At 60.5% G+C, this 19,297-nt stretch carries 18 protein-coding genes and 1 other RNA gene; 11 read left to right on the top strand and 8 right to left on the bottom strand.

Annotated elements, in window-relative coordinates:
* The first annotated feature begins 57 nt into the window (after positions 1–57).
* From AKL25_RS11740 to groL, 3 genes are all read left to right on the top strand, one after another.
* Positions 58–444, top strand: coding sequence for an acyl-CoA thioesterase (locus tag AKL25_RS11740; RefSeq protein WP_050477857.1), 387 nt, complete (start codon positions 58–60; stop codon positions 442–444).
* Between the two features lie 271 nt (positions 445–715).
* Positions 716–1,006, top strand: a complete 291-nt coding sequence (groES, locus tag AKL25_RS11745) for a co-chaperone GroES (protein ID WP_007882171.1) — start codon at positions 716–718, stop codon at positions 1,004–1,006.
* Between the two features lie 116 nt (positions 1,007–1,122).
* The gene (gene groL, locus AKL25_RS11750; protein WP_007882170.1) at positions 1,123–2,775 is read left to right on the top strand and encodes a chaperonin GroEL; all 1,653 of its coding nucleotides are present in this window, start codon (positions 1,123–1,125) and stop codon (positions 2,773–2,775) included.
* A gap of 136 nt (positions 2,776–2,911) precedes the next feature.
* On the opposite strand, the gene AKL25_RS11755 is transcribed toward groL, so the two are convergent.
* Positions 2,912–3,991: an alpha/beta hydrolase gene (locus AKL25_RS11755; RefSeq protein WP_240475719.1), complete on the bottom strand. Its 1,080-nt coding sequence runs from the start codon at positions 3,989–3,991 to the stop codon at positions 2,912–2,914.
* Positions 3,992–4,064: 73 nt separating this feature from the next.
* Positions 4,065–4,646, bottom strand: coding sequence for a methylated-DNA--[protein]-cysteine S-methyltransferase (locus AKL25_RS11760; RefSeq protein ID WP_050477858.1), 582 nt, complete (start codon positions 4,644–4,646; stop codon positions 4,065–4,067).
* A gap of 348 nt (positions 4,647–4,994) precedes the next feature.
* Here AKL25_RS11760 and AKL25_RS11765 point away from each other — a divergent pair, with 348 nt between their 5' ends.
* From AKL25_RS11765 to AKL25_RS11775, 4 genes are all read left to right on the top strand, one after another.
* On the top strand, positions 4,995–6,044 hold the full coding sequence (locus tag AKL25_RS11765) for a methionine ABC transporter ATP-binding protein (RefSeq protein WP_050477986.1): 1,050 nt from the start codon (positions 4,995–4,997) through the stop codon (positions 6,042–6,044).
* Positions 6,034–6,687, top strand: coding sequence for a methionine ABC transporter permease (locus AKL25_RS11770; protein WP_050477859.1), 654 nt, complete (start codon positions 6,034–6,036; stop codon positions 6,685–6,687). Before AKL25_RS11765 ends, AKL25_RS11770 begins: the two co-directional genes overlap by 11 nt.
* Before the next feature lie 61 nt (positions 6,688–6,748).
* Positions 6,749–6,823, top strand: a non-coding RNA gene (locus AKL25_RS23730) — sX9 sRNA.
* Between the two features lie 59 nt (positions 6,824–6,882).
* On the top strand, positions 6,883–7,683 hold the full coding sequence (locus AKL25_RS11775; RefSeq protein WP_050477860.1) for a MetQ/NlpA family ABC transporter substrate-binding protein: 801 nt from the start codon (positions 6,883–6,885) through the stop codon (positions 7,681–7,683).
* 74 nt (positions 7,684–7,757) lie between these two features.
* On the opposite strand, the gene AKL25_RS11780 is transcribed toward AKL25_RS11775, so the two are convergent.
* From AKL25_RS11780 to AKL25_RS11790, 3 genes are all read right to left on the bottom strand, one after another.
* Positions 7,758–8,132 carry a hypothetical protein gene (locus tag AKL25_RS11780; protein ID WP_050477861.1) on the bottom strand — a complete coding sequence of 125 codons (375 nt, stop codon included), beginning with the start codon at positions 8,130–8,132 and terminating at the stop codon, positions 7,758–7,760.
* Positions 8,133–8,422: 290 nt separating this feature from the next.
* A complete protein-coding gene (gene ylqF / locus AKL25_RS11785) occupies positions 8,423–9,376 on the bottom strand; it encodes a ribosome biogenesis GTPase YlqF (protein WP_083444677.1) in 954 nt (317 codons plus the stop codon).
* 93 nt (positions 9,377–9,469) lie between these two features.
* Positions 9,470–10,882 (bottom strand): MFS transporter, encoded by a 1,413-nt coding sequence (locus AKL25_RS11790; protein ID WP_050477863.1) that lies wholly within the window; start codon positions 10,880–10,882, stop codon positions 9,470–9,472.
* A 257-nt stretch (positions 10,883–11,139) separates the two neighbouring features.
* Between AKL25_RS11790 and AKL25_RS11795 the strand changes: the two genes are divergently transcribed.
* Positions 11,140–12,015, top strand: coding sequence for a LysR family transcriptional regulator (locus tag AKL25_RS11795; RefSeq protein ID WP_050477864.1), 876 nt, complete (start codon positions 11,140–11,142; stop codon positions 12,013–12,015).
* Positions 12,016–12,043: 28 nt separating this feature from the next.
* Here AKL25_RS11795 and AKL25_RS11800 read toward each other — a convergent pair whose 3' ends face one another.
* Complete coding sequence (locus AKL25_RS11800; protein WP_050477865.1) at positions 12,044–12,985, bottom strand: histone deacetylase family protein; 942 nt, start codon at positions 12,983–12,985, stop codon at positions 12,044–12,046.
* 267 nt (positions 12,986–13,252) lie between these two features.
* Here AKL25_RS11800 and mltB point away from each other — a divergent pair, with 267 nt between their 5' ends.
* The 3 genes from mltB (at position 13,253) to AKL25_RS11815 (ending at position 17,845) form a co-directional block, all read left to right on the top strand.
* Entirely contained in the window at positions 13,253–14,401 is a 1,149-nt protein-coding gene (gene mltB, locus AKL25_RS11805) for a lytic murein transglycosylase B (protein WP_157050605.1), read from the top strand.
* A gap of 66 nt (positions 14,402–14,467) precedes the next feature.
* Positions 14,468–16,636 (top strand): TonB-dependent siderophore receptor, encoded by a 2,169-nt coding sequence (locus AKL25_RS11810; protein WP_050477866.1) that lies wholly within the window; start codon positions 14,468–14,470, stop codon positions 16,634–16,636.
* Between the two features lie 15 nt (positions 16,637–16,651).
* Positions 16,652–17,845, top strand: a complete 1,194-nt coding sequence (locus tag AKL25_RS11815) for a phosphotransferase enzyme family protein (RefSeq protein ID WP_050477867.1) — start codon at positions 16,652–16,654, stop codon at positions 17,843–17,845.
* Here the strand turns inward: AKL25_RS11815 and AKL25_RS11820 are convergent.
* Together AKL25_RS11820 and AKL25_RS11825 are read right to left on the bottom strand one after the other, a co-directional pair.
* Complete coding sequence (locus tag AKL25_RS11820) at positions 17,842–18,255, bottom strand: RidA family protein (protein WP_007882150.1); 414 nt, start codon at positions 18,253–18,255, stop codon at positions 17,842–17,844. The genes AKL25_RS11815 and AKL25_RS11820 overlap by 4 nt on opposite strands.
* 42 nt (positions 18,256–18,297) lie before the next feature.
* Positions 18,298–19,269 carry an agmatinase gene (locus AKL25_RS11825; RefSeq protein WP_050477868.1) on the bottom strand — a complete coding sequence of 324 codons (972 nt, stop codon included), beginning with the start codon at positions 19,267–19,269 and terminating at the stop codon, positions 18,298–18,300.
* Positions 19,270–19,297 lie beyond the last annotated feature (28 nt).

The raw sequence follows: 19,297 nt of genomic DNA on the forward strand, positions 1-19,297 counted from the left end.
AGCACCCAACCTCCAGAGACAGTATTACTGGAATAACCAGCAGATCAGGACACGTAAATGTTTTCAAAAAGCTATGAAGTAGAACAAAGCCATATTGATTTTCAGGGCGTTGTCGACGGCCTTTACTATCCCTTTTACATGGAGTGGACAAGGCACGCGTTTATGAAAGAAGCCTTGAACATTGATATTGAAGAGGAGTTCAGCCAGGGGAAAATCTACATGGTGCTTGAATACTCCATACGCTTTCGTAAAAGCCTGAAAAAAGATGACCGATTGGAGGTTACCTGTCAGCTTGAGAAGAACGAAAAACGCAATCGCGTCAATTTCTTTCAGCAAATTAAAGTGGATGGGGTGACATATGCAGAGGCGACCTTTATCGCCACATGCCTCGTCAACGGCCGCCCCTCCATGCCCGACGCAGTAATGAATGCGCTGGCGCTTTAAGCAATGGGAGCCAAAAGCCGGCACCCGCACCCGGCAAGCTCAGGCTTAAGCGCATTCCGACAACACAGCCGGCCAACGATTAAATCAACCCGCTCTTGAAAAACCCCCACTCCGCCCCTATACTTAGCACTCGTTAGGGGAGAGTGCTAACAACTCCCTCTGACCTACCCACTTTTCCGATGTGGCACGGATTTCTTGCTGCAGGGCTTAAGTACACTTTGCAGCCAATGCCGCAATTTATTTATAACTTATTGAATTTTAAGGAGTTTTCATGAGCCTTCGTCCTTTGCACGATCGCGTTATCGTCAAGCGTCTCGACCAAGAAACCAAGACCGCATCCGGTATCGTGCTGCCTGACGCAGCAACTGAAAAGCCAGATCAAGGCGAAATCCTGGCAGTCGGCAACGGCAAGATCCTGGATGACGGCAAGGTCCGTCCGCTGGCAGTCAAGGTCGGCGACCGCGTTCTGTTCGGCAAGTACTCCGGCCAGGCCGTGAAGATCGACGGCCAGGAACTGCTGGTCATGCGCGAAGAAGACCTGTTCGCCGTCGTCGAAAAATAATCGACGTCCTCTGCATTGGCGCGATGTAAAGCACATTGCGCCGGCAGCGAACCAGTCGGATCGAAGCTGATCAAGCCGATTCAATCGCACTACAAACGAATTTTGGAGAATCCAACATGGCAGCAAAACAAGTAATTTTCGGCGATGACGCACGTGCAAAAATCGTCAATGGCGTCAACATCCTGGCGAACGCAGTCAAGGTAACTCTGGGTCCTAAGGGCCGCAACGTGGTTCTGGAGCGCAGCTTCGGCGCCCCGACCGTCACCAAGGACGGCGTTTCGGTTGCCAAAGAAATCGAACTGAAAGACAAGCTGGAAAACATGGGCGCGCAACTGGTTAAAGAAGTTGCTTCCAAGACTTCCGACAACGCAGGCGACGGTACCACTACCGCTACCGTGCTGGCACAAGCGATCGTTCGCGAAGGCTTCAAGTACGTTGCAGCAGGCTTCAACCCAACCGACCTGAAGCGCGGCATCGACAAGGCTGTCACCGCCATCGTCGCTGAAGTCAAGCTGCTGGCAAAGCCAACCACAACCAGCAAGGAAATCGCCCAAGTCGGTTCGATCTCCGCTAACTCCGATTCCGATATCGGCGACATCATTGCCAAGGCAATGGACAAAGTCGGCAAAGAAGGCGTCATCACCGTGGAAGACGGCAAGTCGCTGGAAAACGAACTGGACATCGTCGAAGGTATGCAATTCGACCGCGGCTACCTGTCGCCTTACTTCATCAACAACCAAGAGAAGCAAGTTGTTGCCCTGGAAAACCCGTTCGTCCTGCTGTTCGACAAGAAGGTTTCGAACATCCGTGACCTGCTGCCTATCCTGGAACAAGTCGCCAAGGCCGGCCGCCCACTGCTGATCATCGCTGAAGATGTCGAAGGCGAAGCACTGGCAACGCTGGTTGTGAACAACATCCGCGGCATCCTGAAGACTGCAGCTGTCAAGGCTCCTGGCTTCGGCGACCGTCGCAAGGCAATGCTGGAAGACATCGCTATCCTGACCGGCGGCCAAGTGATCGCTGAAGAAGTCGGCCTGACTCTGGAAAAAGCCACTCTGGCTGAACTGGGCCAAGCCAAGCGTATCGAAATCGGCAAGGAAAACACCACCATCATCGACGGTAACGGCGAAGCCATCGCTATCGAAGCACGCGTCAAGCAAATCCGCGCGCAAATCGAAGAAGCGACTTCCGACTACGATCGCGAAAAGCTGCAAGAACGCGTTGCCAAGCTGGCAGGCGGCGTTGCTCTGATCAAGGTTGGCGCAGCCACCGAAGTCGAAATGAAGGAAAAGAAAGCACGCGTTGAAGATGCTCTGCACGCTACTCGCGCAGCTGTTGAAGAAGGCGTTGTGCCAGGCGGCGGCGTTGCCCTGCTGCGCGCTCGCGCCAACGTCAAGAACCTGAAGGGTGACAACGCCGATCAGGAAGCCGGCATCAAGATCGTTCTGCGCGCTGTCGAAGAGCCACTGCGTCAGATCGTATTCAACGCAGGCGACGAACCTTCGGTCGTGATCAACGCTGTGCTGGCAGGCACCGGTAACTACGGTTACAACGCTGCCAACGGCACCTACGGCGACCTGGTTGAACTGGGCGTGCTGGATCCAGCCAAGGTCACCCGCTCCGCTCTGCAAAACGCAGCATCGGTTGCCGGCCTGATCCTGACAACCGACGCACTGGTTGCCGAGCTGCCGGAAGACAAGTCGGCTGGCGGCATGCCAGGCGGCATGGGTGGTATGGGCGGCATGGGCGGTATGGACGGCATGATGTAATTCGGCTGCGCCCGCATTCTGCGGAATGCAGGCGCACCGGAAGGCACCGCTTTCCACACCAGCTTCACGTTGTACAAAAAAAGGCCTCGAGCAATCGAGGCCTTTTTTATTGTCGCGGGTTTCTCAGCTTGCCGCCTCAGCGGTACAAGCCCTTCTCTTTCAGCCAGTTGTTGATCACGTCTGCAATCTGCTGGTTGTTCTTCTCCATCATCATCATGTGGCCATTGCCGTGAATGCCGATCTCGGGCAGGTTGATGACTTCCGGATGGCCGCCGGCCGCGCGCAGCGTTTCGTAGAACTTCATGTTGTTGGCCTTGATGGTCGGCCAGCGTGCGTCCTGCGCAATGAAGTCGCCGTAGATGGACACCAGCGGCATATCCCTGAGCGCGCCTGCCAGTTGCGGATCGCCTTGCGCCGAAGGCTCGACCAGCACCAGCGCCTTGATCTTGTCGGGGCGCGCCTGGGCCGCGCGATAGCCGAACTGACCAGCCTGCGAATGCGCCAGCACCACGCACGGGCAAACCTTGTCCACCAGCGCGATGTAGGCTTTCAGGATCGCCGCGTCGGTCGTGGTCCAGCGCGGCACGATTTGTTTGGTGAAGTTGTCGTAACCCTCCAGCGGGAACTGGCTGCCGGGCAGCAGCCTGGCCTTGGCCGGATCCTTGTTATAAGATCCCGGTCCGGCGCCGATGCGGAAACGCTCGAACGGATCGCCCTTGGTGACGAACACCGGATCGCTGGTGAAAATATCAGGATACATCGCCCAGCCGGCGCGGCCGCGCTCGACGGCATCGGCGTTGTAGACGGCCCAGCCGTGCCGGACGAACCAGTTCAGCCAGCCTTCGCGACCATCGGGCGTGGTCTCGTATTCCGCCCCGGTCAGCGCGCCGCCGTGCCAGAGCAGCAAAGGCAGCTGTCCGCGCTGCTGCGCGGGAATGAAATACTGCACATAAGCCTGCTCGACCTGATACGTGCCGTTGGGATTGACCTTGACCGGCGCGCCGCCGGGCGTGAGCAGCATTTCCTTGACCGGCTTGCCGCTGACCTCGGCTTCGCGTCCGCCGACAAAGAATGATCCCATCGATTGCAGACGTATTTCATCGGTGGTGCTGCAGCCTGCAAGGCTCGCAAAGACGCCCGCAACCAGAAAGCCGGCGGCCAGTTGCCGGACATACCCGTTTTGCAGTCGCGTCGGGCGATACGGTACCTGTTCCATGTTGTCTCCTCGATTGATGCCCTCTTGAAAAATGCCCCGGCGACCGGGGCTTTTTCTTTTACTTTGAATAGCGTTACAAGCCCTCGCTGAACAACATGCCCTGATTCGGATCCGGCTGCTTGCTGCGACGCTTTTGCGGTACACCTGTGCCGGGCTTGTTGTGCAAGGCGTGCGCGCCTTCCAGCGTGAGCAGCAATTCCTTGGCCTTGAGGCCGCCGGCGAAACCGGTCAGCTCGCCCGAGGCGCCGATCACGCGATGGCATGGCGCGATGATGGAGATCGGATTCTTGCCGTTGGCGGCGCCTACCGCGCGCACCGCCTTGATGTCGCCGAGCTGGCGGGCGATGTCGCCGTAGGAGCGGGTCTCGCCGAAGGGGATGGTCAGCAAGGCGGCCCACACGCGCTTCTGGAAATCGGTGCCGGTGAAATCCAGTTCCACCTCGAAGCGCTGGCGCTTGCCGGCAAAGTATTCGTTCAGTTGGCGCTCCGTCTCCAGCAAGACGGCGGTGCCGGTGCCGGATTCAGGCGTCAGTTCGCCGAGCTTCACCCGGGTCGGCTTGTCGTTTTCCCACAGGATGGCGGCCAGCTTCTCGCCCCGCCCGACCAGGGTCAACTGCCCGACCGGCGACTCCATCGTTTTATATACGTATGCCATGCTTCTCCCAGAATCCAGTGCGCAACACCGCTCGCGATGCCCGCCATCTTAGCGTGTGAAGACATAATTTTCAGCGCAAGGGTTCAATGGCATCGGCTTGGATAGCGGGAAACAGTATTGCTTTCTTGACAAAATCATCAAAAATCGGCCGGAAAGTCTGCCGCATTTTCGTCTTTCGCCCACAAAACCGCGTGGTTATGCCTTTTTCTCATTAGGGAATATGCAAAATGTAGTTCCTCGTGTAACGAAATCCTCATAAAATCACGCTTCTATATAAAAAATATAGGCAGCAGGTGGCCCACGAGGCCGGCCTGCTGCCTTTTTCATTGCAACATGATCGAAAGCAATATGATTGAAATACGGGGGGTCACCCAGCGCTTCCAAAGCGACAACGGTACGGTGGACGCGGTACGCGACGTCAACCTGTCCATCCGCAAGGGAGAAGTCTTCGGCATCATCGGCCGCAGCGGCGCCGGCAAGAGCACGCTGGTGCGCACCATCAACCTGCTGAACCGTCCCACCACCGGCAACATCGTCATCGACGGCAAGGACCTGACCACGCTGTCGGCCGACGACCTGCGCGATGCGCGTCGCCACATCGGCATGATCTTCCAGCACTTCAACCTGCTGTCCTCGCGCACGGTGTACGACAACATCGCCCTGCCGCTGGAACTGGCCGGCCTGTCCAAGGCCGAGATCGCCAGGAAGGTGGAACCGCTGCTGGAACTGGTCGGCCTGACCGCATTGAAGAACCGCTATCCGGCGCAAATTTCCGGCGGCCAGAAACAGCGCGTCGGCATCGCCCGCGCCCTGGCCAACGAGCCGAAAGTATTGCTGTCGGACGAAGCCACCTCGGCGCTCGATCCGGAAACCACGCGTTCCATCCTGGAGCTGCTGCGCAAGATCAACAAGGAACTCGGCCTGACGATCGTGCTGATCACGCACCAGATGGAAGTCATCAAGGTGATCTGCGACCGCGTCGCCGTGATGGAAGCCGGCCAGGTCATCGAACAGGGCGAAGTGCTGGACGTGTTCCGCGAACCGAAGCACGAAGTCACGCGCGCCCTGATCGGCGACGTGATCGCGCATGAGCTGCCCAAGGGCGTGCTGGCGCGCCTGCGTGAGCGTCTGGCCAATAGCAAGGATGGCGCAGGCACCGACCACCTGTTCCGCTTCGCCTTCACCGGCTCGGGCGTGGACCAGCCGCATCTGTCGGAAGCGGTGCGCCGCTACGACCTGGACTTCAACATCCTGCACGGCCAGATCGACGAAATCCAAGGGCAGGCGTTCGGCTCGCTGGCGATCCTCGCCAACGGCACCCCTGAGAACATTACCAATGCAATGAATTACCTGCGTGCGCAAGGCGTCGTGGTGGAGGAGCTGAACCATGTCATCTGAACTGATTGATCTCTTTATCAGCTCCTTCGGCGAAACGCTGATGATGGTCGGCATCTCCGGCCTGCTGGGCGCCGTGTTCGGCGTACCGCTGGGCATCGCCCTGCACCTGACCGAACGCAAGGGCATCCTGCCCAACCTCGCCTTCAACCGCATCGCCGGCCTGCTGGTCAATGCCGTGCGTTCGACGCCGTTCATCATCTTGCTGGTGGCGGTGATCCCGTTCACGCGCTTCTTCGTCGGCACCTCGATCGGCACTGCCGCCGCCATCGTGCCGCTGACGATTGCCTCGGCGCCGTTCATCGCACGCCTGGTGGAAACCGCGCTGCGCGAAGTAGATCACGGCCTGGTCGAAGCGGCGCAGGCCATGGGCGCAACCACCTGGCAAATCATTTATAAAGTATTGGTGCCGGAAGCGTTTGCTGGTATCGTCGCGGGTCTCACGATCACCTTCGTCAGCCTGGTCGGCTACTCGGCCATGGCCGGCGCGATCGGCGGCGGCGGCCTGGGCGACCTCGGCATCCGCTACGGCTATCAGCGCTTCCTGCCGGAAGTGATGCTGGCGGTGGTGCTGATCCTGATCGTATTTGTACAATTGGTGCAGACGCTGGGGGATGTCCTGGTGCGGCGCCTGAGCCACCGTTAGAACCTGTTCGCGATCTTACTGCGAGGCCATCAGCCGGCGTCGGGCGGTGCTCGGAATCCTCATGTACTCAAGTACATTCCGGTTCCTGTGCTCCGGCCGCCACCGGCTGATGGCCTCTCGCTACAGATCGCAAACAGGTTCAAAAATAATTAAAGCAGCTATCCGCTGTCATCTTTGAAGAGTGAAAGGGAAACAATGAATCGTCGTCAATTAATCCAGTTTTTCGCAGGCCTTGGCGTTGCTGCCAGCCTTGTCTCCGCTCCGGTCCTGGCGCAGGACAAGCCGATCAAGATCGGCGCCACCGGCGGCCCGCACGCTGAAATCCTGGAACAAGTGAAAAAGCTCGCCGAGAAAGACGGCCTGAAGCTGCAAATCGTTGAATTCAGCGACTACATCCAGCCGAACGCCGCACTGTCCGCCGGCGACCTGGATGCCAACAGCTACCAGCACCAGCCGTACCTCGATGCACAAGTCAAAGACCGCGGCTACAAGCTGGTCAGCGTCGGCACCACCATCACTTTCCCGATGGGCGTGTACTCCAAGAAGATCAAGTCGCTGAAGGATCTGAAGAACGGCGCCCGCATCGGCGTGCCTAACGATCCGACCAACGGCGGCCGTGCGCTGCTGCTGCTGCAAGCGCAAGGCGTGATCAAGCTGAAGCCGGACGCAGGCCTGAAGGCAACGCCGCTGGACATCATCGACAACCCGAAGAAGGTCAAGATCGTCGAACTGGACGCGGCCCAGCTGCCACGCTCGCTGGATGACTTCGACGCTGCCGCCATCAACGGCAACTTCGCCGAATCCGCCGGCCTGTCGCCAACCAAGGACGGCATCGCCATCGAAGCGCCCAAGGGCCCTTACGTCAACGTGATCGCCGTGCGCGTCGAAGACAAGGACAAGCCATGGGTCGCCAAGCTGATCAAGGCTTACCACAGCCCGGAAATCAAGAAATTCGTGACCGAGAAGTACAAGAACTCGGTCGTGACTTCCTGGTAATCAGGACGCTGAGCAAAAAAGCCGCCTAAGGGCGGCTTTTTTTATAGGCATTTATTGGCATCGCCTCACGCCAATTAACGCCAATGCCCCGGCTGCTCGCGGTCGAACTTGTCCTCCGCCTCGCGCAGATGCCGGATCAGGATGTGCGAAATTACATTGGTGCCGACGCCGCCCAGAAAGGCCGGCAGCAGATACAGGCACAGCGACATTTCCGAATTGAAGAAACCGTCGTCGAGCGAGGACAGCGAAGTTCGCGCCAGCCACGCCAGCTTCTTCAGCAGCACGATATCGATCCCCGCCAGCACCAGCAGCAACATGCCGAACAGCAGCACGATGGAACGCGCCAGCGCCCGCTTCAGCAGCATCGTGGCGAAGATGGCCGCCGGCACCACCAGCGAGAAAAAGATAAGAAGATAAAACTCGATCTTGAGAAAAACGCTATCGGCCATGGTTATCTCGTGTACGCGCAGTCGTTGCATGCCGGGGATATAGCCGGCAACACTGCAGATGCATCGGTTCCTGTATCGAGGGTTCGAATTCCTCCGTCACAGCAATAAGACTATCCACACCCGTTTTACCGGTAAAGAATGGAATGTTGAGTACGCCGTAATGTAAAACCGAAACATGCTCGGCGACCACGTTTTTACAACTCATTACGGCCACGCGCTATCTGATACATAGCAACAATAAAAAAAAGCCCGCCTGAGCGAGCTTTCGTCCCTGCCGAAACACGGCGCCGTTACTCCGGGCGGCCGCGGTTCCTTTCCGCTTCTTCCGCCTCGGCAGCGGCGAGTTCGGCAGCCTCTTCTGCTGCTGCAATCGCCAGTTCTTCCTTGTACGCCGCCAAGAGTTCGGCGCGTGTCTGCGGGGTTTCCAGCGTGATGCGTCCGAGCGCGCCGGTGCGGTAATCCTGCAGGAAAGTATGCGCCGCCTTTTCATAGTCGAAGTCGCCGCCCTTGAGACGGAAGCCGCGCTTGGCCGCCACACCCTCCACCACCGCCACGCCGTCCATGCCTTCGGTCTTGAAACCGTAACGCGCCGCCAGCAGTTGCGGATAACGCTTGAGCAGTTCATCGGCGAGGAAGGTCGCGACCTCTTCTTCGATCAGCGCATTGCTGCCGACCGCATGGCTGGCGGCCAGCATCAGGCCGTCGCTGGGATGCATGATCTTCGGCCAGAGCATGCCGGGCGTATCGATCAGGACCATATTGTTGCCCAGGTAAAGGCGCTGCTGGGTCTTGGTCACGGCCGGTTCGTCGCCGACGGCGGCCACGCGCTTCTTGAGCAGCGCGTTCATCAGCGTCGATTTGCCGACGTTGGGAATCCCCATGATCATCATGCGCAACGGCTTGAGCGGGGTGCCGCGATGCGAGGCCAGCGCCAGCGCCAGTTTGGGCACCTTGGCGACGTCGCTGGGCTTCTTGCAGCTCAGGGCGACGGCGTTGACGTTCTTCTGGCTGTTGTAATGCGCGATCCAGGCTTGCGTGACGGCCGGGTCGGCCAGGTCGCTCTTGTTGAGGATCTTCAGGCAGGGACGCTGACGAAACAGACGAATCTGCTCGATCATCGGGTTGCAGCTGGCCTGTGGCAGGCGCGCGTCGAGCACCTCGATGACCAGGTCGACCTTTTCCATTGCTTCCGCCGCCTTCTTGCGGGCGGCGTTCATGTGACCTGGGAACCATTGAATAGACATGCGGAATTCTTCTTTTTGCAAAATAAGCCGCTATTTTACGGCCTGCGGCCTATTTACCCTGCATTTGCTCTTAAAAAGAAGTCAATCCGACGCCTATTTCGTTGCTGACACCGCTGCCGCAGAAGTCGCCGCCGAGCGCGCGTTGACGTAACGCAACACCAGCACCAGCGCCAGTACATAGACGACGGCAATCACGCCATAGGCCAGCGCGATGCGGGTGGTCCAGCCGGTAAAGGTGTGCAGGATCGCCCCCATCAACGCCACGCCGACCAGCGCGCCGATCTGGCGATTCGCGTTGAGCGCAGCGGCAGCGCTGTTGGAATTGACCTTGCCCGCCACTTGCATCACCGCAGTGGTCATGGCCGGGATCGCCGTGCTGATACCCAGATTGGCCAGCGCGCCGGCCACGGCCACCATCCAGTAAGGCGTCTCGGGTGTCAGCGCCATCTGCAATGCCGAAAACACCGCGCCGACCGTCAGGCCAAGGCGCAACGGCAGACGCGGGCCCCAACGCGCCGTCATGCGTCCAGAATTCAGATTGCCTATGAAAATCACCGCCATCATCGGCACCATCTGCAAACCGGTTTGCAAAGCGTCCGCCCCACGCGCCTGCTGCAGGAACAGCGCCAGGAAAAAGAACTGGCCGTACACGCCGAAATTGATCAGGAAGCCGATGCCGTTGGCCGCCGCGAACTGCGGCGTGGCGAACAAGGCCCGCGGCAACAATGGCGCCGAACCGCTGCGTTCACGCTGCACCAAAGTACCCAGCGCCAGCAACACCACGATGACGGCGGTGACGATGGGCATCGAGGTCCAGCCGTAGACCGGGCCCTGGATCAGCACGAAGCTCAGCGCCGCCAACATCAGCACGCCGAGGAAATGGCTGGTGATGGTCAGCGCACGCATGTGCTTCTCCACCGCAGGAATCATCTTGACCGCCATGAACAAACCCAACAGGCCGACCGGCACGTTGATCAGGAACACGCTGCGCCAGCCGAAAGAGTGAATCAGGATGCCGCCCACCAGCGGGCCGACTGCGGCTGCACCGCCGACTGTCGCCGACCACACGCCCAGCATGCGGGCGCGCACGCGGTCGTCTTCGTAGACATGGGTCAGCAGGCTGAGCGAGCTCGGCATGAAGAACGCCGCACCGAGGCCTTGCAGCAGACGCGCCGCCACCAGCATGCCGCCGTTGGGCGCAGCACCGCACAGCAGCGAGGCGACCACGAATAGCACCAAACCGAGCAGGTAGATATTCTTGGCGCCGTAGCGATCCGCCAGTGCGCCGCCGACCAGCAGCATGGCGGCAAAGCTCAGCGTATAGCCGTCGACGATCCACACCAGCATGCTGAGCGGCGTAGCGAGGCTTTTCTCAATCGACGACAGGCCGACATTGACGACGGTCACGTCCAGCATGGCCATGACGAAGCCGATGGCGAGCGTGACCAGGGGCAGCAAACCGGTATGCGCATGCGGTTTGGCTGCAGCGGGCGCGGGTGCAGGCATCGCTGCAACGGCTGCAGTGACAGTGGCAGAGGCCGCCTGCGAGGGGCATTGTGTTGACATGGGGCACTTCTCTTTCTGTAGAGGTTGCCGGCGATATCGCTTGTGACGACAGTCCGGGCAACCGGGAATGCGAGCAAGGATGCCATTCTATGCTTCTTGCGCAATGCAATAAATAAGCATAATCTCATGACTCTGATGCAAAAATGCATCATACAATCCTCCCTCTACTCCCCTGGAGACAAGCATGGACTGGAATCATGGACTGGGATAACGCCCGTATTTTCCTGGCGATCCAGCGCGCCGGCACACTGCGCGGCGCCGCTGAACAATTGCAGATCGACCAGGCCACCGTCGGTCGCCGGCTCAATGCGATGGAAAAATCGCTGGGAGCACGGCTGTTCCTGCGCACGCCGGCAGGCTATGTCGCCACGCCGGCCGGCGATCTGGCGATTGCCGCCGTGGAAAAGATGGAGCAAGCCGCCGACCAGCTGCAGCGCCAGATGCAGGGCATCGACGAGCGCCTGTGTGGCGTGGTGCGCGTGGCGGCGACCGATACCATGGCCAAGCACATCCTGATACCCGCCATGCAACAACTGGCGGCCGAGCATCCGGCGATCCGCGTGGTGCTGACGACTTCCACCCAAGTCTCCAACCTGACCCGCCGAGAAGCCGACCTGGCGGTGCGCAGCCTGCGCCCGACCAGCCCGGATCTGATCTCGCGCCATCTGAAACGGCTGTCCCTCGGCCTGTACGCCTCAAAAGCCTACGTAAAAAAACGCGGCGTGCCGCAACCGGGAACGGCTCTGGCAGGACATGACGTCGTCATCTATCAGCGTGCCGTGTATGCCTCGCAATTCGAAAGTATCTGCGGCGAATCGACCGCCAATGCGCGCGTGGCGATGGAAGTCAGTTCGGGATTGATGCTGATGGAAGCAGTGACAGCTGGATTGGGGATCGGCGAGTTGCCGGCCTATATGGCTGACGCCTCGCCGCAACTGGTGCGGATCTGGCCGGAACGTTCCGAGCCCTATGACATGTGGCTGGTGCTGCATGACGATCTCAACCGCACCGCCCGCGTACGCGCCGTGGCGGACGCCATCGTCGCTGCCTACGAAAGACTGGAAGCGTCGTAAGGAATCGCCCCGAACCGGACTCCGGACCTCAGTCGAGATCGGCCAGCACCTTGAGATGCGCCACCACGCTGCGACCCAGCGCCGACAGGTTGTAACCGCCTTCCAGGCAACTGACGATGCGGCCGCGCGCATATTGCCGGGCGACGTCCATGATCTGTTTCGTCATCCAGGCGTAATCGGCCTCGACCAGCGCCATCTGCCCCATGTCGTCCTCGCGGTGGGCATCGAAACCGGCCGAGATGAAGATCATCTGCGGCTGATGCGCGTGCAGCGCCGGCAGCCATTTTTCCGTCACCAGCTTGCGCACCACATCGCCCGCCGTATACGCCGGCAAGGGCTCATTCAGAATATGCGGCTCGGCCGGATCGGCGCCGCTGAACGGGTAAAACGGATGCTGGAAGAAACTCACCATCAGCACCCGCGGATCGTGTTTGAAGGCTTCTTCCGTGCCGTTGCCGTGATGCACGTCGAAGTCGACCACGGCGACGCGCTCCAGCCCGTGCATGTCGATGGCGTGGCGCGCCGCTATGGCGACATTATTGAACAGGCAAAAACCCATTGGCGTGGTCGGTGTGGCGTGATGCCCCGGCGGACGCACCGAGCAAAAGGCGTTTTCCAGCTCGCCAGCGATCACCGCATCGGTCGCCGCCACCGCCGCACCGGCGGCGCGCAGGGCGGCTTTCCAGCTATGCTTGTTGATGGAAGTGTCGCCATCGAGCGGATAGTGCGCCGTGCCGCTTTCAGCCAACGCCGCGGCATTGTCCCGGATCAGCGATACCGCATTGGCGGTGTGGATGCGTTCGATGTCGGCGACTTCGGCCAGCGGGGCTTCGCGGCGCTCGATAAACTGGTCGATGCGACTGGTGATCAGTTGGTCTTCAATCGCCTGCAGGCGCAACGGCGTCTCGGGATGCCACTCGCCCATCTCGTGGCGCTGGCACTCGGCATGGGTATAGAAAGCGGTAGTCATTGTTGTCTTTTTGAATATCTGCCCGTCAGCAGGTCTCGCTCATTGTCATCTCCATCGCTTCAGGCTCTTCGCAGAACGCTGGGTGCCTGAATGTCGACCGTTTCGACTCTAGTGTACATCCACAAGGCGGGCGCGGCGTGGGCCGCCCGGTCGATCATCGCAGTGGTCATGTATACTGGCTGACTTGCCTGTCAGCCAGCTTACGAGCAGCGGCGCGATGGTGCATTCCGATTTCTCTGATTTTCTCTGACCTTGCGCTTCCTATCCATGTCGATGAAACATAGCTTCCGCTTCCGTTCACCCTCTTCCCTGCTTGGCTTGTTCGCACTTTCCCTGGCCTTCCTGAGCCCGGTGGCCGTTCATGCAGAGTCGACGACGGCCAAGGCCAAGAGCAAGGCCAGCAGCAAAACTGCCAAACAAAAAGCCAAGCCGAAGAAAAAAGCAGCAGAAACCGACGACGGCGAATTCGCCAACTTCAGCCAATGGAAGGAAGTCAACGCCTTCATCGACGAGATGGTCGAGCGCAACGGCTTCGACAAGGCTGCGCTGCAAGCGGTCTTCAGCAAGGCGCGCTATCTCGACACCGCCATCCAGCTGATCAAACCCGCGCCCAGCGGCAAGCCGAAAAACTGGCAAGCCTACCGAGCCCGTTTCGTCGAACCGAAACGCATCAACGCCGGCGTCGATTTCTGGAATGAGCACGAACTGGCGCTGTCGCGCGCCGAAGCGCAATACGGCGTGCCGGCCGAAATCATCGTCGGCATCATCGGCGTGGAAACCGTATACGGCCGCAATACCGGCAACTTCCGCGTGATGGACGCGATCACCACGCTGACCTTCGATTATCCCAAGACCGCCAACCGCGACGCACGCATGGCCTTCTTCCGCGGCGAGCTGGAAAGCACACTGCTGTTTGCGCGCGAGTCGAACATCGATCCGTTCTCATTGCTGGGCTCGTACGCCGGCGCCATCGGCTGGCCGCAATTCATGCCAAGCAGCATCCGCCAGTACGCCGTCGACTTCGACGGCAACGGCAAAATCGATCTGCGCAGCTCGCCGGTGGACGCCATCGGCAGCGTCGCCAATTTCCTCAAGATCCATGGCTGGCAGCGCGGCGAACCGACCGTGTTCCCGGCCACCGTCACCGATGCCGCCAAGGCGGAAGACCTGATCAACCAGGGCCTCGAAGCCAAGTTCTCGCCGGATGAGCTGAAAGCCGCCGGCGTGGTGCCGGGCGCGGAATTGCCGGCCGGTCTGCGCTACGGCGTGGTCGATCTGCAAAACGGCGCGGCGCCGACCGAGCACTGGCTGGCGACCAACAACTTCTTCGCCATCACCCAGTACAACCGCAGCTATTTCTACGCCATGTCGGTCATCGATCTGGCGCGCGCCGTGCGTACCGCACGCGGGCAATAGTCCGGCAGTAGTGAATAGTCAGCGACCTTCCGCTTGTATCGTCTTCAAAAAAGTAAAGCAACACCGATGAAACGTTTTTCTCCTCTCGCCATTTCCCTCACGCTGGCCAGCGCGCCGTGCGTCTTCAGCACCGGCGCCCGCGCCGAAGAGCCGGCTGAAGCCGGCTCGCTGCCGACCGTCAGCGTCACCGCCGAAAGTGCATCCGCTCCGGTATATCGCGCACGCTCGTCGAACATCGCCGGTTTCGGCGACACGCCGCTGCTCGACACGCCCGCTTCGGTCACCGTCGTCACCGAAGCGCAACTGAAAGACCAGCAAGCCCGCCTGCTCAGCGACGTCATCAAGAACGACGCCAGCATCGGTGAAAACTATGCACCGGTCGGCTATTACGAGAACATCAGCGTGCGCGGTTTTCCGCTGGATCTGGCGAGCGGTTATCGCATCAACGGCCTGTCGGTGGTCGGCGAACAGAACATCGCGCTGGAAAACAAGGAACAGGTCGAGATCATCAAAGGCTTGTCCGGCCTGCAAGGCGGCGTCGTCAATGCCGGCGGCCTGGTCAACTACGTGACCAAGCGTCCGGCGGATGTGCGCTCGGTCATGTTCGGCACCGACTCCAACGGCTCGCGCTATGTGTCGACCGACCTCGGCACGCTGTTCGGCGAGCGCAAGCAATTCGGCCTGCGCGTCAACGCCGCGCACGAAGACATCAATTCCTACGTCAACAACAGCAACGGCTATCGCGACTTCGCCTCGGTCGCGGCGAACTGGGACATCACGTCCACAGCACACCTGCAGTTCAACATCGAGTATCAGAAAAAAGCGCAAAAGTCGGTCGCCGGCTACCAACTGCTGGGCGGCAAGACCGTGCCGTCCAACGTATCGCCGAGCACCATGCTGTCGCCGCAATCCTGGGTGCAGCCGGTGCGCATCGATTCGCTCAACATGAATACGCGCTTTGACGTCGAGCTCAATGCCGACTGGAGCGCCTATGTCAACCTCGGCCGCAGCCGCGCCGTCATCGACGACTACCTGGCCTTCCCCTACGGCAGCAACGTGGCGACCAGCTTCTCGCCGACGTTCGCCGCCAACGGCGACTTTGACGTCTACGACTATCGCAGCCCCGACGACACCCGCCGCAACGACGAAGGCCAGGCGGTTTTGCAGGGCAACTTCAACACCAGCTTCGTCAAGCATAGTCTGACCGCGGGCCTGAGCATGTCGCGCCGCGTGGTGGACAAATCGGACGGCATTTCGATTCCGGTCGGCAGCGACAACATCTACAGCGCAACGCCGGCAGTTCTGCCCGCCGCCACCGATCCGATTCCGGCGTCGTACCGCAATCTGGACAGCCGCCAGCAAGCCATCTTCTTCACCGACCGTGTACAGTTCAACGATCGCTGGCAAGTGCTGGCCGGCGGACGCCAGGTCTGGCTGAAAGAAAAAACCTACAACGCAACCGGCCTCACCACGCGCGACACCGACCGCAACCAGTTCCTGCCGCAACTTGCGCTGATCTTCAAACCGCAAGCCAACATGTCGCTGTACGGCAGCTATGCCGAGACGCTGACCATGGGCACGGCGGCTGCGTTCTGGGAAAGCAATTACCCGACCACGCTGCCGCCGTCGGTGGCGCGCCAGCTGGAAGCCGGCTTCAAATACGACTGGAGCAAGGACCTGAGCTTTACCTCGGCTATCTTCCGCATGAAGAAGGCCTATGAATACCCGCAGCCGGATGCCGGCGGCACCAGCTTCACCTACGTCCAGCAAGGCAAGGAAACCCACACCGGCATCGAATTCGGCGCCTCCGGCAACGTCACCCGCCAATTGCGCCTGGCCGCCAGCGTGGCCTTCATCCAGGCGCGCGCCGACGGCACCGGCACGCCGGCCTATGACGGCAAGCAAGCCATCAACGTGCCGCGCGTGCGCAGCGCGGTGTATGCCGACTACGCGCTGGCCGCCCTGCCCGGCCTGAATCTGCAAGGCAGCTGGCTCTACAGCGGCAGCAAGGCCGCCACGCGCGACGGCAGCGCCACCGTGCCGGCTTACCATATCTTCAACGCCGGCTTGCGCTACCAGACCAGCATGAGCGGCCATCCGACCACGGTGCGCCTGACCGTCGACAACCTCTTCGACAAGCGCTACTGGAAAGACACCGGCGAATCGCTGGGCGACAGTTACCTGCACCTCGGTGCGCCGCGTCTGGCGCGCCTGACCGTGCAATACGATTTCTGAGCGGCGAGCGCCTGCATGGAAGCCGCTTCCCATCACCTGACCCGCGTCCTCAGCCACGGCATGAATGCCGACACGGTGATTTCGGACTGGCCGGCGCTGACCTCGGCCGAAGTCACGCGCGTGCTGCAGCACTATCCGCAGGCCGGGATCCCGAAGCGTCTGGTGTGGCATAGCCCGCGCCCGTTCTCGGCCGGCTGCGTGATGACGACGTCAACGATGGAAGTGTTCGTCAAGCGCCACCATAGTTCGGTGCGCGACGTCGACGGACTGAGCGAAGAACACCGCTTCATCAATCACCTGCGCAGCCGCGGCATCGCCGTGAGCGAAGTGCTGACCACCAGCGACGGCGCCACCGCCGTCACCGACGATCACTGGACGTATGAAGTGCATAGCGTCGCCTCAGGCATCGACCTGTACCGCGACGCTGTGTCATGGACGCCGTTCAGCAGCCGCGTGCATGCGCACGAAGCCGGCAAGGCGCTGGCGCGCCTGCATCTGGCGGCAGAAGGCTACGCGGCGCCCGCCCGCAAGGCGCAGGCGCTGGTGTCGAGCTTCACGATTTTTTCGCAGCAAGACCCGATGCCGGCGCTGCAAGACTATGTCGGACAGCGCCCGGCCATCGGCGATTATCTGAAGCATCGCAACTGGCGCGATGAAACCGCGACCACGCTGCTGCCCTTCCACGACCGGCTGCGTCCTTACCTGGACGAGCTCACTCCGCTGTGGACGCACAACGACTGGCATGCCTCGAATCTGCTGTGGACCGACCGCAGTGCGGCGGCCGGCGTGGAAACCATCCTCGACTTCGGCCTCAGCGACCGCACCTGCGCCCTGCACGATCTGGCGACGGCGATCGAGCGCAATATCATCGAGTGGCTGTCGATACAAGATAAGCAAAATGCGCAGGCAGGCAAGCAGAACGTGGTCCATCCCGATCTGCTCGATGCCATGCTGGACGGCTATCACCTGATCCGTCCGCTGAGCGCGCGTCAATGGCAAGCGCTGGCAGCCTTGCTGCCGCTGGTGCATGCGGAATTTGCACTGGCCGAACTGGCCTACTTCCACGGCATCACGCGCTCGGCGAAGAATGCCTCGCTGGCCTACGACACTTACTACCTCGGCCACGCGGCCTGGTTCAACAGCGAAGAAGGACAGCGACTGCTTGAGCAGATCAAGCAGCGCGCCGTCAGTCGTCAGAGCAATTCTTAATCTGGAATAACGGCAGTTGCGTCCACTTCCACCAGGTATTCCGGACGCGCAAACGCCGACACCACGATACCGGTCGATACCGGGAACACACCCTTGAGCCAGCGACCGACCACGCGATACACATCTTCGCGATAGCGTGGATCGGAGATATAAATCGTCACCTTGCAGATATGCTCCAGCTTGCCGCCGGCTTCCTTGAGCAGCATGTCGATGTTGTACATCGCCTGTTCGGTCTGGCCTTTGACGTCGCCGATACAGACGCTTTCCGAGGTGTCCAGGTTCTGCCCGATCTGACCGCGCAGGAATACGGTCGTGCCGCGCGCGACCACCGCCTGGCACAGGTCGTTGTCGATCTTTTGTTCGGGATAGGTATCTTTGGTGTTGAATCTGCGAATGCGCGTATGTTCCATGAGAGCCTCAGTGAAAGTGTGGGGTGAAGTGGTTCGGATTAATTACGCTTTGTTTTTCTTGTCGAAATAACCAGCGCGAATGGTCGCGCCGATCAGGTTGACGATCAGGCGGCCGGCGGTGACGCACGTCAGCTTGCTGGCGTTGTCCTTGACCGGTTGGATCTCGACGATGTCCATGCCGACCACGCGTCCCTTCTTCACCAGCCCGTGAATCAGCTTGCGCGCCTGCACGAAGCTCACGCCGCCCGGCGCCGGGCCGTCGACGGCCGGCATGATGGTCGGATCAAGGCCGTCGGCGTCGATGGTCAGGTAGTAGTTGCCGCCGTCGGGGATGCGCGCCAGCACCGCATCCATGCCGATGTCGTGCAGTTCATACGCCGAGATCAGATCGGCGCCCCAGGCTTTGGCGGCTTCGTAATCGGCCGGACGTCCGCTGCCCTGCGCGCGCAAACCGATCTGCACGATATGCTTCACGAAAGGCAGCTCGGACGCACGGCGGATCACGCTCGACAAACCGTCCTTCACGCCGTTGACCTCGTCGCGCCAGTCCAGGTGCGCATCGATATGCACGATGGTCACCGGCCCGACTTCATCGAAGCCGCGCAAGACCGGATTGGTGATGCCGTGATCGCCGCCCAGCACGACAGGCATGCCGCCGCCGCGCAGGATCTGGCGGATCGCCAGCTCGGCGCGGCGCTGATGATCGCCGGGTACCGCAAGATCAGGCAAGACATCGCCGCAATCGACGAAGCGGATGTCGCTGCGTCCTTGCAGCAAGGGACCGTCGATGTCGAAATCGTAATGTTCCGGCGCGCGCACGATGCGGTCGGTCACGTCGCGGATCGCTTGCGGCGCGTTGCTCTGATCGTTGGTGAATTGGCGCGGCGTGTAGGCCGAACCGAAGGGCACGCCGAGGATGGCGATGTCCGCTTTCAGATCCGTCATGTCGGTGACCAGCTCCGAATACAGCAATGTTTTGTGGCCGGTGCGGGGCGCTACGGTAAGTTGTTCCATGAACTGGGATCCTTTGGGCGGAATGTGG

The organism is Herbaspirillum rhizosphaerae (assembly GCF_001189965.1).
In the GTDB taxonomy this organism is placed as follows: domain Bacteria; phylum Pseudomonadota; class Gammaproteobacteria; order Burkholderiales; family Burkholderiaceae_D; genus Herbaspirillum; species Herbaspirillum rhizosphaerae.

Bases quoted from the DNA above. Each gene is read 5' to 3' on its own strand.
- AKL25_RS11740 (WP_050477857.1), top strand. From the start codon at position 58: ATGTTTTCAAAAAGCTATGAAGTAGAACAAAGCCATATTGATTTTCAG.
- groES (WP_007882171.1), top strand. From the start codon at position 716: ATGAGCCTTCGTCCTTTGCACGATCGCGTTATCGTCAAGCGTCTCGAC.
- groL (WP_007882170.1), top strand. From the start codon at position 1,123: ATGGCAGCAAAACAAGTAATTTTCGGCGATGACGCACGTGCAAAAATC.
- AKL25_RS11755 (WP_240475719.1), bottom strand. From the start codon at position 3,991: ATGGAACAGGTACCGTATCGCCCGACGCGACTGCAAAACGGGTATGTC.
- AKL25_RS11760 (WP_050477858.1), bottom strand. From the start codon at position 4,646: ATGGCATACGTATATAAAACGATGGAGTCGCCGGTCGGGCAGTTGACC.
- AKL25_RS11765 (WP_050477986.1), top strand. From the start codon at position 4,995: ATGATTGAAATACGGGGGGTCACCCAGCGCTTCCAAAGCGACAACGGT.
- AKL25_RS11770 (WP_050477859.1), top strand. From the start codon at position 6,034: ATGTCATCTGAACTGATTGATCTCTTTATCAGCTCCTTCGGCGAAACG.
- AKL25_RS11775 (WP_050477860.1), top strand. From the start codon at position 6,883: ATGAATCGTCGTCAATTAATCCAGTTTTTCGCAGGCCTTGGCGTTGCT.
- AKL25_RS11780 (WP_050477861.1), bottom strand. From the start codon at position 8,132: ATGGCCGATAGCGTTTTTCTCAAGATCGAGTTTTATCTTCTTATCTTT.
- ylqF (WP_083444677.1), bottom strand. From the start codon at position 9,376: ATGTCTATTCAATGGTTCCCAGGTCACATGAACGCCGCCCGCAAGAAG.
- AKL25_RS11790 (WP_050477863.1), bottom strand. From the start codon at position 10,882: ATGCCTGCACCCGCGCCCGCTGCAGCCAAACCGCATGCGCATACCGGT.
- AKL25_RS11795 (WP_050477864.1), top strand. From the start codon at position 11,140: ATGGACTGGGATAACGCCCGTATTTTCCTGGCGATCCAGCGCGCCGGC.
- AKL25_RS11800 (WP_050477865.1), bottom strand. From the start codon at position 12,985: ATGACTACCGCTTTCTATACCCATGCCGAGTGCCAGCGCCACGAGATG.
- mltB (WP_157050605.1), top strand. From the start codon at position 13,253: ATGTCGATGAAACATAGCTTCCGCTTCCGTTCACCCTCTTCCCTGCTT.
- AKL25_RS11810 (WP_050477866.1), top strand. From the start codon at position 14,468: ATGAAACGTTTTTCTCCTCTCGCCATTTCCCTCACGCTGGCCAGCGCG.
- AKL25_RS11815 (WP_050477867.1), top strand. From the start codon at position 16,652: ATGGAAGCCGCTTCCCATCACCTGACCCGCGTCCTCAGCCACGGCATG.
- AKL25_RS11820 (WP_007882150.1), bottom strand. From the start codon at position 18,255: ATGGAACATACGCGCATTCGCAGATTCAACACCAAAGATACCTATCCC.
- AKL25_RS11825 (WP_050477868.1), bottom strand. From the start codon at position 19,269: ATGGAACAACTTACCGTAGCGCCCCGCACCGGCCACAAAACATTGCTG.